Genomic DNA, 8,178 nt, shown 5'->3' with positions numbered 1-8,178 from the left:
TGGCGGCGGAGGTGTGCCAGTCGTAGGCGTCGAGGATCAGCTCGGCCTCTCGCGTGGCAGCCCGCTGACCACGCGAGAGGCCGGCCCCCCGCTCGGGGGACCGGCTTCTCGACGTCGATCAGGTCAGCGGTTGACCGGGGTCAACCCCAGCGACATCCCCGACAGGCCGCGGGAACGGGCGGTGAGCCCGTCGGCGATCGCGGTCAGCGCCTGCGCTGCGGGGGCGTCGGGCTCGGCCAGCACGATCGGCGCACCGGCGTCGCCGGCCTCGCGCAGCCGGGTGTCCAGCGGCACCTGACCCAGCAGCGGCACCCGCGCGCCGAGGGTCTTGGTGAGCGCGTCGGAGACGGCCTCGCCGCCACCGGAGCCGAACACCTCCATGCGGGAACCGTCGGGCAGCTCCAGCCAGGACATGTTCTCGATGACACCGACCACCTGCTGGTGGGTCTGCGTGGCGATCGCGCCGGCGCGCTCGGCCACCTCGGCGGCGGCCTGCTGCGGGGTGGTCACCACGAGGATCTCGGCGTTGGGCAGCAGCTGGGCGATGGAGATCGCGACGTCGCCGGTGCCGGGCGGCAGGTCGAGCAGCAGGACGTCGAGGTCGCCCCACCACACGTCGGCGAGGAACTGCTGCAGCGCGCGGTGCAGCATCGGGCCACGCCACACCACGGGGGTGTTGCCCGGGGTGAACATGCCGATCGAGATGACCTTCACGCCCAGCGCCTGCGGCGGCATGATCATGTTGTCGACCTGGGTGGGCTTGTCGTCGACGCCCAGCATGCGCGGCACCGAGTGGCCGTAGATGTCGGCGTCGACGACGCCGACCGACAGGCCCTTCTTCGCCATCGCGGCGGCCAGGTTGACCGTGACGCTGGACTTGCCCACCCCGCCCTTGCCGGAGGCGACCGCGTAGACGCGGGTCAGCGAGCCGGGCTGGGCGAAGGGGATGACCGGGTCGGCGGCGTCGGTGCCGCGCACGGTCTTGCGCAGCTCGGCGCGCTGCTCGTCACTCATCACGTCCAGGCCGACCTGGACGCCGGTGACGCCGGGGACGGCGCCGACGGCCTGGGTGACCCGGCTGGTGATGGTCTCGCGCATCGGGCAGCCGGCCACGGTCAGGTAGACCTCGACGCGCACCGCGCCCGGGTCGCCGCCGACGCCGATCTGCACGTCCTTGACCATGCCGAGCTCGGGCAGCGGACGGTTGATCTCCGGGTCCTGGACGGTCGCGAGGGCCGCGTTCACGGCGTCGAGCGCCGGCGAGCCGGTCAGCGTGTCGGACATGCGGGGGGAGTCTCCTTCGACGGGGAGCCCACGGGTGCCGGGCCCCGACCTGCGGGAACCCACGCGCGGGCGGTCTCCACTGTACGGCGACTCGGGGGGCCACCCGGGCGGCGGAGGTGTGATCCGGGGCGTTCCCCGGCGGTCACTAGGGTGCGCTGCGTGCCCCGCTCCGCCCGGTCCGCCCGGTCTGCCCGGTCCGCGACCCTGCGGGACGCCGTCGGGCTGGGCGCCGCCGTCGGGCTCTACGGGGTGGCGTTCGGCGCCGCGGCGGCCGGCGCGGGGCTGGACACTTGGCAGGCGCTGACCATGTCCGCGCTGATGTTCACCGGCGCCTCGCAGTTCGCGCTGGTCGGCGTCGTGGGCGCCGGTGGGGGAGCGTTCGCCGCCGTCGGCAGCGCCCTGCTGCTCGGCACCCGCAACACCGTCTACGGCGTGCGGCTGGCGCCGCTGCTCGCGCCCCGTGGGTGGTGGCGGCGGGCCGGCGCGGCGCACTGGGTGATCGACGAGACGACGGCGATGGCGGTCGCCGCCCCTGACCGGGAGCTGGGCCGGCTGGCCTTCTGGTCCACCGGGGCCACCCTCTACCTCGGCTGGAACCTGACCACGGTGGTCGGCTCGATGGGTGCTGCCGCCCTGGGGGGCGCCGCGCAGGCGGCGCTGGACTCGATCGTGCCGGCTGCCTTCCTCGCGCTGCTGTGGCCGCGGCTGCGGAGCAGTGCACGCGAGCCGTGGGTGCAGCGCCGGGTCGCCCTGGCCGGGGCAGTGGTGGCCCTGGCGCTCACCCCGGTCGTGCCCGTCGGGGCGCAGGTGGTGCTGGCGGTGGTCGCGGTCGCGCTGGTGGGCCGGCCGCGGCGGACGCGGGAGGCGGCGGCGTGAGCAGCGGAACGCTCTGGACGGTCGTGCTGGTCGCCTCGGTCGGCTGCTACCTGCTCAAGCTCGCCGGGCTGTCGGTGCCGGCCGCCTGGGTGGAGCAGCCGTGGGTCACCCGGATCGTCGAGTTCGTGCCGGCCGCGCTGCTCGCCGCGCTGGTGGCAGTGCAGGCGGCCACGTCGGGCTCGGCGCTGGTGCTCGACGGGCGGCTGGTCGGGCTGGCCGTGGCCTCTCTGGCGCTGGCCCTACGGGCGCCGTTCATCGTGGTCCTGGTGCTCGCCGGCGCTGCGGGCGCGCTGGTGCACGTCCTCACCGGTTGACCCGGCGCGGCTGCCGCCCGGCCGCGGCGCGCCCCGGCACCATCGCCGGGTGACGACGACGGCGACGGGGACCCGCACGGAGGCGGCGCGGCTGCTGGGCTGTGCGGGGATGGGGCTGCTCGCCGGGATGCTGGCCAAGGCGGGTGACGAGTCGGGCTGGCGGTGGGCCGCCGACCTGGGCACCTACCCGGCGGCCTGGGTGCTCGCGGTGGCGCTGATCGGCTGGCTGGCGCCCTCGGTGCGCACCGCCGCCGTCCGGGCCGGCGTCTTCTTCGCCGCGATGACCGTCGCCTACTACGCCTGGGCGGCGCTGGTGCTGGACTTCGGCTGGTCGCCGCGGCTGCTCGTCGCCTGGCTGCTGCTGTCGGCGACCGCCGTCCCGGCCACCGGCGCCGTGGTGCGCTGGGCGACCCGCCGGTCCGGCTGGCTGCCGGGGGCGCTGCTCGGCGTGCCCGCGGGGCTGGTGCTCGGCAGCGGAGCGGCCCGCCAGCTCTGGCTGACCTGGGTGCAGCCGGGCCTCGTGCTGCCCGGCCGGCCGGTGCAGGTGGCCGCCGAGCTGGTCACCGCCCTGGTGCTGGTGGCGGTGCTCCCCGCCGACCACCGCACGCGGGCGTGGGCCGCCGTCCTCGCGGTGCCGGCGCTGCTCGTGGCGACCGACGTGCTCGACCTGCTGCACCGGGTGGTGTGAGGTGGCGGGCGTGCTCGTCGTGGTCGGTGGTCTGCCCGGGGTGGGCAAGACGACGGTCGCCCGGTCGGTCGCGGCGGCCCTGCCCGCCGCGCACCTGCGGATCGACGCCTTCGAGCTGGCGTTGGTCCGGCAGGAGCTGGTCGCCGGCCCGGACGACGTCGGCGCGCACGGCTACGCCCTGGCGCTGGCCGCCGCCGACACCTGCCTGACCGCCGGCACCGCCGTCGTCGTCGACGCGGTCTTCGACGTCGCCGCGGCCCGCCGGCCGTTCCGCGAGCTGGCCGCCCGGCACGGCGCACCCGTGCACTGGCTGCGGCTGATCTGCACCGACCGGGCCGAGCACCGCAGGCGGATCGAGGCGCGCACCGCCGACCTGCCCGGGCACACCGTGCCGACGTGGGCGCAGGTGCAGGACCGGCGCATCGACCAGTGGCACGAACGGCACACCGTCGTCGACACGGCCGGCGGCGACCCGGTCGCCGCGGTGCTCGCCGCCGTCGGGGGCTGAGCACGGACCGAGGGCTCAGCCGACCGGGTCGGCGCTCGCCTCGCGGCGCTTCTTGTCCTTCTTCTCCCGCTTCCGGTCGTCGGCGTCGTCGGGCACCAGGCGGTTCAGCTCGCCGCGGATGAAGTCGCGGGTGGCCAGCTCGCCGATCGACACCCGCAGCGAGGCGAGCTCGCGCGCCAGGTACTCGGTGTCGGCCCGGTTCTGCGCGGCGCGCGCCCGGTCCTCCTCGGCCTGCACCCGGTCGCGGTCGGCCTGCCGGTTCTGCGCCAGCAGGATCAGCGGCGCGGCGTACGCGGCCTGGGTGGAGAAGGCCAGGTTGAGCAGGATGAACGGGTAGGGGTCCCAGCGCAGGTTCACCGCGGTCACGTTCAGTGCGATCCAGACGATCACGATGATCGTCTGGACGGCGAGGAACCGGCCGGTGCCCAGGAACCGGGCGATGCCCTCGGCGAACTTGCCGACCGCGTCGGGGTCCAGCCGCAGGAAGCTGCCCAGGGTGCGCGCGCCGCGCGGCTGGTCCAGGCGCAGGTCGGCCCGGCGGTCGGCGGACTCAGCCACGGCGGGACCGCTCGCGCCAGTCCTCGGGCAGCAGGTGGTCCAGCACGTCGTCGACGCTGACCGCGCCGACCAGGTGGCCCTGCGCGTCGACCACCGGCGCGGCCACCAGGTTGTAGGTGGCGAAGTACCGGGTGACCTCGGCCAGCGGCGCCTCCGGGCGCAGCGGGTCCATGTCATCGAGCGCGCCACTGACCAGCGCGGACGGCGGTTCGCGCAGCAGTCGCTGGATGTGCGCCAGGCCCAGGTACCGGCCGGTGGGGGTGGCCGACGGCGGCCGGCAGACGTAGACCTGGCTGGCCAGCGCCGGGCTGAGCTCGCGCACCCGCACCCGGGCGAGCGCCTCGGCGACCGTGGCGTCGGGGGAGAGGATGACCGGCTCGCTGGTCATGATGCCGCCGGCGGTGTCCTCGGAGTACTTCAGCAGCTGCCGGACCGGCTCCGCCTCGTCGGGCGCCATCAGCTCCAGCAGCCGGTCGCGGTCGACGTTGGAGAGCTCGGCGAGCAGGTCGGCGGCGTCGTCGGGGTCCATCTCCTCCAGGACGTCGGCCGCCCGGCCCTCGTGGAGGGTGCCCAGGATGGTGATCTGCTCGGACTCGGGCAGCTCGCCGAGCACGTCGGCCAGCCGCTGGTCGTCCATCGCCTCGGCCACCTCGTGCCGCCGCTTGATCGGCAGGTCCTGCAGCGCGTGCGCGACGTCGGCGGCGTTGAGCTCGCGGTAGGTGGCGATGAGCGTCTCCGCGCTCTGCCCGGTCTCCGGCAGCGACAGCCCGCCCACCTCGTCCCAGGCCAGCTGCTGCAGCTGACCGCGGCGGCCCAGCCGGCCGGGCTCCTGCACCGCCAGCCGGGACACCACCCAGTCGCCGGTGCGGGTCTGCTCGATCGCGGCGTCGACGACGGTCGCCGGGCGGCCGGACTCGTCGATCGTGACCCGCCGGTCCAGCAGCTCACCGAGCACCAGGGTCTCCCCGGCCCGCTGCTCGAAGCGCTTGAGGTTGACGGTGCCGGAGGCGAGGGTCACCGAGGAGGCGTCCAGCCCGGTGACCCGGCCCATCGGGCAGAAGATCCGGCGCCGGGCGACGACCTCGACGATCAGCCCGAGCACCCGTGGGGCGGCGCTGCCCACCCGCAGCGCGACCAGCACGTCGCGCACCTTGCCGACCCGGTCGCCGTTGGGGTCGAAGACGGTCAACCCGGCGATCCGGGAGACGTACGCCCTCGTCACCGTCGTCACGGAGGGAGGCTACCGTCGCGCGGGTGAGCACCCTGCCAACTGAGGGACTGGCACCTGATCGTCTGGCCTACGAGGTGGTCGACGTGTTCGCCCCGCGCGCCTACGCGGGCAACCCGCTCGCCGTCGTCTTCGACGCCGACGGGCTGACCACCGAGCAGTGCCAGGCGCTGGCCTTCGAGTTCCACCTGTCGGAGACGTCGTTCCTGTGCGCCCCCACGCCGGGGTCGGGCGCCGACTACCGGGTGCGGATCTTCACCCCGTTCGCCGAGCTGCCCTTCGCCGGGCACCCCAGCGTCGGCGCCGCGCACACGCTGGTGCGCACCGGCCGGCTCCCGGCCGGGCGGCTGCAGCAGGAGTGCGCCGTGGGCGTGCTCGACCTGACGGTCGACGGCGAGGGCGCCACCCTGGGCGGCGGCGAGCCCACGCTCGTCGACGCCCCGGAACCGGCGGCGGTCGCCCGCGCGCTCGGGCTGACCGCCGACGACCTGGCCGGCCTGCCCGCGCACGTCGCCGGCTGCGGGTTGCCCTTCACCTACCTCGCCGTCCGGCCCGACGCCGTCGACCGGGCCCGGCCCGACCAGGGGGCGCTGGACCTGCTGGGCGTCGGCGAGGGCGTCTCGGTGCTCAGCTGGGACGCCGGCTCCGCGACCGCCTACACCCGGGTGTTCGCCGGTGACCTGCGCTGGGGCGAGGACCCGGCGACCGGCTCCGCCGCGCTGGGCACCGGCGTGTGGCTCGCCGCCGCCGGGCTGGTGCCGGCCGAGGGGACGGCGCGGTACACGATCCGCCAGGGTGAGCAGCTCGGCCGCCCGTCGGTGCTGGAGTGCACGGTCACCACCGCCGGTGGGCGGGCCACCGCGGCCACCGTCGCCGGCGCCGTCGTCCCGATCGCGACCGGCACCATCCGAGTACCGGGATGAGCACGGCCGCTCCCACGGCACCGGCGTGGGCGGTCACCCGGCCCGGCGGGCGGGACGCGGCGCTGATGGCGGTCGCGGTGGTCGGCGTCTCCTTCTCCGGGCCGCTGACCGCGCTGGTGGCCACCTCGTTCCTGGCGATCGCGTTCTGGCGCACCGCCGCCGGGGCGGTGCTGCTGGTGCCGCTGCTCGTGCGCGACCGCGGGGCGCTGGCCGGGCTGCGGGTGCGCCAGCTGGGCAGCTCGGTGGTCGCCGGGCTGTTCCTCGCCGCGCACTTCGCCGCCTGGCTGCCCAGCCTGTCGATGACCACGGTCGCCGCCTCGACCGCGCTGGTGACCACCACGCCGATCTGGACGGCGCTGGCCGCCCGGGTCTCCGGTGTCCACCTGCCCCCGCAGGTGTGGTGGGGGCTGGGCCTGGCGGTGTTCGGCGCGGCGCTGATCGCCGGGGTCGACGTCACCGTCTCCTGGACGGCGCTGGCCGGCGACGGGCTGGCGCTGCTCGGGGCGATCTGCGCCGGCGGGTACATGCTCGCCGGCGCGCGGGCCCGCACCCGGTTGACCACCTCGGCCTACGCCGTCACCTGCTACTCCACCTGCGCGCTGGCCCTCGCCGTCGCCGCGCTGGTCGCCGGGGTGCCGCTGGTCGGGTTCAGCGCCCGCGACTGGTGGCTGATCGTCGCGATCACCGTCTGCGCGCAGCTGCTCGGGCACACGATCCTCAACGAGGTGCTCTCCACGGTCGGCCCGACGGTGGTCGGCCTGGCGATCCTGCTGGAGGTGCCCGGCGCGCTGCTGGTCGCGCTGGTGCTGCTGCAGCAGGCGCCGCCGCTGCTCGCGCTGCCGGGGATGCTCGCCGTCGTCGTCGGGGTCGCCCTGGTGGTGCGGGCCGGCCGCCCGGCGACGGTGACCGAACCGGTCACCTGAGGAGGGACCACCTCGCTACTGTCCGGTCCCGACACCGTCGTCGGCAGGAAGGAGGCGCCGTGGCCGAGCTGCGCTCCCGTCGTTCCAACCTGGCTGTCCCCGGCAGCAACCCCCGGTTCCTGGAGAAGGCCAAGGGGCTGCCCGCCGACCAGGTCTTCCTGGACCTGGAGGACGCCTGCGCGCCGCTGGCCAAGCCCGGTGCCCGCAGGAACGTCGTCGCCGCGCTGAACGAGGGCGGCTGGGGTGAGCAGGTCCGCGTCGTCCGGGTCAACGACTGGACGACGGAGTGGACCTACCGCGACGTCATCGAGGTGGTCGAGGGCGCCGGGGCGAACCTGGACTGCCTGATGCTGCCCAAGGTCGTCGACGCCGCGCAGGTCCGGGCGCTGGACCTGCTGCTCACCCAGGTCGAGCGGGCCAACGGCCTGCCGGTGGGGCGGATCGGCATCGAGGTCCAGATCGAGTCCGCCCAGGGCCTGCGTGAGATCCACGCGATCGCCGCCGCCAGCCCCCGCGTCGAGACGCTCGTCCTCGGCCCGGCCGACCTGATGGCCAGCCTCAACATGAAGACGCTGGCGGTCGGCGCGCTGCACCCGGACTACCCGGGCGACCCCTTCCACTCCGTGCTGATGACGATCCTGGTGGCCGCGCGCGCCGCCGGGGTGCAGGCCATCGACGGGCCGTTCCTGCAGGTGCGCGACGTCGACGGGTTCCGCGCGGTGGCCAGGCGCTCGGCGGTGCTCGGCTTCGACGGCAAGTGGGTGCTGCACCCGGGCCAGATAGAGGCCGCCAACGAGGTCTACGCGCCCTCGCAGGAGGACTACGACCACGCCGAGCTGATCCTCGACGCCTACGACTGGCACACCTCCGCCGCCG

10 protein-coding genes are annotated in these 8,178 nt (G+C 75.4%); 7 read left to right on the top strand and 3 right to left on the bottom strand.

Annotated features, from left to right (window positions below; all coding sequences use genetic code 11):
* Positions 1–123: 123 nt before the first annotated feature.
* Positions 124–1,284 carry an Mrp/NBP35 family ATP-binding protein gene (locus ACI783_RS19500; RefSeq protein WP_457141989.1) on the bottom strand — a complete coding sequence of 387 codons (1,161 nt, stop codon included), beginning with the start codon at positions 1,282–1,284 and terminating at the stop codon, positions 124–126.
* Between the two features lie 159 nt (positions 1,285–1,443).
* Between ACI783_RS19500 and ACI783_RS19495 the strand changes: the two genes are divergently transcribed.
* Genes ACI783_RS19495 through ACI783_RS19480 form a run of 4 tightly spaced genes read left to right on the top strand, consistent with a single transcriptional unit; the run spans position 1,444 to position 3,670 of the window.
* Positions 1,444–2,160, top strand: coding sequence for an AzlC family ABC transporter permease (locus tag ACI783_RS19495; protein WP_457141988.1), 717 nt, complete (start codon positions 1,444–1,446; stop codon positions 2,158–2,160).
* Complete coding sequence (locus tag ACI783_RS19490) at positions 2,157–2,474, top strand: AzlD domain-containing protein (RefSeq protein ID WP_457141987.1); 318 nt, start codon at positions 2,157–2,159, stop codon at positions 2,472–2,474. The genes ACI783_RS19495 and ACI783_RS19490 overlap by 4 nt, the downstream gene beginning before the upstream one ends.
* A gap of 49 nt (positions 2,475–2,523) precedes the next feature.
* On the top strand, positions 2,524–3,162 hold the full coding sequence (locus ACI783_RS19485; RefSeq protein ID WP_457141986.1) for a DUF6518 family protein: 639 nt from the start codon (positions 2,524–2,526) through the stop codon (positions 3,160–3,162).
* Between the two features lie 10 nt (positions 3,163–3,172).
* Positions 3,173–3,670, top strand: a complete 498-nt coding sequence (locus ACI783_RS19480) for an AAA family ATPase (protein WP_457141985.1) — start codon at positions 3,173–3,175, stop codon at positions 3,668–3,670.
* Positions 3,671–3,685: 15 nt separating this feature from the next.
* Here ACI783_RS19480 and ACI783_RS19475 read toward each other — a convergent pair whose 3' ends face one another.
* Both ACI783_RS19475 and ACI783_RS19470 read right to left on the bottom strand, forming a co-directional pair.
* Positions 3,686–4,228 carry a DUF1003 domain-containing protein gene (locus ACI783_RS19475; RefSeq protein WP_457141984.1) on the bottom strand — a complete coding sequence of 181 codons (543 nt, stop codon included), beginning with the start codon at positions 4,226–4,228 and terminating at the stop codon, positions 3,686–3,688.
* Entirely contained in the window at positions 4,221–5,459 is a 1,239-nt protein-coding gene (locus tag ACI783_RS19470) for a magnesium transporter MgtE N-terminal domain-containing protein (protein WP_457141983.1), read from the bottom strand. The genes ACI783_RS19475 and ACI783_RS19470 overlap by 8 nt, the downstream gene beginning before the upstream one ends.
* 23 nt (positions 5,460–5,482) lie before the next feature.
* Here ACI783_RS19470 and ACI783_RS19465 point away from each other — a divergent pair, with 23 nt between their 5' ends.
* The 3 genes from ACI783_RS19465 to ACI783_RS19455 form a co-directional block, all read left to right on the top strand.
* A complete protein-coding gene (locus tag ACI783_RS19465; protein ID WP_457141982.1) occupies positions 5,483–6,379 on the top strand; it encodes a PhzF family phenazine biosynthesis protein in 897 nt (298 codons plus the stop codon).
* Entirely contained in the window at positions 6,376–7,302 is a 927-nt protein-coding gene (locus ACI783_RS19460) for a DMT family transporter (RefSeq protein WP_457141981.1), read from the top strand. The genes ACI783_RS19465 and ACI783_RS19460 overlap by 4 nt, the downstream gene beginning before the upstream one ends.
* A 59-nt stretch (positions 7,303–7,361) precedes the next feature.
* Positions 7,362–8,178: HpcH/HpaI aldolase/citrate lyase family protein (locus tag ACI783_RS19455; protein ID WP_457141980.1), on the top strand; the 817-nt coding region annotated here is incomplete at its 3' end.

Source organism: Modestobacter sp. SYSU DS0511, assembly GCF_054050755.1.
Note: the sequence above shows the minus strand (reverse complement) of the source record. Positions and strands in the feature narration are given on the sequence as shown.

Excerpts from the sequence above, each read along its gene's own strand:
- ACI783_RS19500 (WP_457141989.1), bottom strand. The coding sequence starts at position 1,284 with ATGTCCGACACGCTGACCGGCTCGCCGGCGCTCGACGCCGTGAACGCG.
- ACI783_RS19460 (WP_457141981.1), top strand. The coding sequence starts at position 6,376 with ATGAGCACGGCCGCTCCCACGGCACCGGCGTGGGCGGTCACCCGGCCC.